This is a genomic window from Bradyrhizobium sp. 1, assembly GCF_023073315.1.
GTDB lineage: Bacteria > Pseudomonadota > Alphaproteobacteria > Rhizobiales > Xanthobacteraceae > Bradyrhizobium.
In genome coordinates this window covers 103,339-106,068 of the sequence record NZ_JADPJH010000028.1, presented here as the reverse complement: position 1 = coordinate 106,068, position 2,730 = coordinate 103,339, and the positions used below count along the sequence as shown (strand labels likewise).

The window sequence follows — 2,730 nt, the reverse complement described above, 5'->3', positions numbered from 1 at the left end:
AGTTTGCGCCGTTCGCGCCGATCGGTGCGGAGAAGACCTCGACCGGCTATGATATGGCCTGGAAGGTCGCTGGCGCGGACCAGTACATCATCTGGAGCGTTGACTCTGGCGGCAACTTCCTCAGCAATCTCACGGGCGTCGAGTCCGGCAGCAGCGTCACGATCGAGTCCTTCGAGAACGTATTCCACCAAGACCTCAACGGCGACGGCACGATCGGGATTCCCGGCAGCGCTACGACGACGGTGATCGAGTCCGCCGGCTCCACCAGCCTCGCGCAGACTGGAAGCAACTTCTATTTCCTTCAGTCCGGCTCGGGTCCGGAGCTGATGCGTGGCGGCGCAGCCGTCGTCGCCAATCAGTTTGCGCCGTTCGCGCCGATTGGCGTCGAGAAGACCGCGACCGGCTATGATCTGGCCTGGAAAGCCACCGGTGCGGACCAGTACATCATCTGGAACGTCGACAGCAGCGGCAATTTCGTCGCCAACCTGACCGGGGTCGAATCCGGCAGCAGCAGCACGTTGAAATCCTACGAGTCGATCTTCCAGCAGGACCTGAATGGCGACGGCGTGATCAGTCCATCGGCGGCAAGTCCGGTGGCGTCAGCCGCCGATCCCGGCAACACGTTCGCACTTCAGCACGATACCAGCACGATCGGTGCACAGCTCGCCGAACTGCTCGCGCACGACTTCTTCATCCGGTAAAAGGGCCCGGAGGTCCTCATCTCGTGCGTGGCGGGATCAGGCCAGGGCGGGTGAGGAACTCCGGACGGTACGCCAGTCTGCTCATGTGCAGAGTCAAACGAACAGGGCCGTCAAGTGATGTCATCGCCAATCGGCCACGACGAAACGCTGCTCCGGCTGCGCGACTGATTTTGCAAGCATTTCCCAGAACTCGTTTTTAGGATCAAAGGCGGGAACGATGGCTGTGTCTTCGGACGACGATCTCATTTATAGCGTCCTCGATAACAAGATCTCTGGCAGCTATATTCCGACTGGCTCCAGCAGCGATACCGACGCCTCCACGCCAGGTGCCGTGATCTCGGCTACCTCGGGCGGCATCAAGATCAACCTCGTTCTGGATGCTGCGGCGCAGGCCGCGCCGCCGAGCTTCAAGAACGGCCTGCAGCAGGCTGCTGCGATCCTCGCTGCCAACATTACCGACCAAATTACCGTCAACATCAAGATCGACTACAGCGGCACCGGTGGTGGCGCGGCGGCCGGTCCCGATCAAGGATATTACGAATCCTATGCGTGGACGCGATCGGAGTTGATCAACAACGCCAGTCAAGGCGACACCACGTTCAACAGCTTGCCCAATACCGCAACCATCCAGGGCCAGTCACAGGTTGCGGTCTGGAACGCACAGCTGAAGCTTTGGGGCGTGCTGGGTGCCAACGACACCACCACCGACGATGCCAGCGCCAAGTTCTCGACAGACATCAATCCGAATCTGCTGGTGGGCGTCGCCCTCCACGAATTGACGCATGCTTGGGGGCGCGTGCCTTACGGCGCCCCATACAACTCGCAGCCCGACATCTTCGACTTTTACCGCTACACGAGCCCCGGTGTGTGGCTGTTCAATGGAGCAGCCACGGCGCCCGCGGCCTATTTCTCGCTCGACGGCGGTAACACCAAGATCGCGGATTACGGCCGGACCTCCGACCCCAGCGACTTCCTCAACAGCGGTGTGCAAGGGCCAGGCGATCCGTTCAACGAATTTTACAACAACAGCACGATCCAGGGATTGACGTCGATCGATCTGCAGCAACTGGACGCACTCGGTTTTCATCTGACCGCCAATACCCCGACCACGATCGAGGCCTTCGGTGTCACCAGCCTGTCGAGAACGGGAAGTTACTACTTCCTCAATCCGACTGCGGGCGGTGGGGGGCCGTCGCTGAAATACAACGGTGTCTCGGTCGTCGTCGGCCAATACGGGTCGCTCGCGCCGATCGGCGCGGAGCAGGTCGGGAGCGGATACGACGTTGTCTGGAAAGCGCCCGGGATCGACCAGTACACCGTGTGGAGCGTCGACAGCAACGGCAACTACCTGTCGGTGCTCGACAACGCCGTCTCGGGAGCGAGCTACGCGCTGGAGTCGATCGAGACCTCGTTCCATCAGGATCTCAATGGCGACGGCACCATCGGTGTCGTGACCACGGTGATCGAATCCGCCGGCACCACCGGCCTGACGCAGGTCGCGAACAACTACTACTTCTACCAGTCCGGCGTGGGGCCGGAGTTGACGCGCGGTGGCGCTCCCGTCGTTGCCGGACAGTTTGCGCCGTTCGTGCCGATCGGCGTGGAGAAGACGTCGACCGGCTATGACCTCGCCTGGAAGGTGCCGGGCGCGGACCAGTACATCGTCTGGAACGTCGACAACAGCGGCAACTTCATTGCCAATCTGACCAGCATCGAGTCGGCAAACAGCAGCACGATGGAATCGTACGAGACGATCTTCCATCAGGATTTCAATGGCGACGGCACGATCGGGGTTCCAGTAGCCAATGCGACCGTCATCGAGTCCGCGGGCACGACGAGCCTGACCCAGGTCGGCAGCAATTATTTCTTCTTCCAATCCGGCGCGGGCCCGGAGCTGATGCGCGGCGGTGCGGCCGTCGTCGCCGGTCAGTTCGCGCCGTTCGTGCCGATCGGCGTCGAGAAGACCTCCACCGGTTATGACCTCGCCTGGAAGGCCAGCGGTGCGGACCAGTACATCATCTGGAGCGTG

1 protein-coding gene and 1 pseudogene are annotated in these 2,730 nt (G+C 61.5%); both read left to right on the top strand.

The window, feature by feature from the left end; all coding sequences use genetic code 11:
- Positions 1 to 701: pseudogene (locus IVB29_RS22870) on the top strand (hypothetical protein); the annotation flags it as partial.
- Between the two features lie 217 nt (positions 702 to 918).
- A partial coding sequence (locus IVB29_RS22865; RefSeq protein ID WP_247505658.1) for an NF038122 family metalloprotease occupies positions 919 to 2,730 on the top strand: 1,812 nt, incomplete at its 3' end.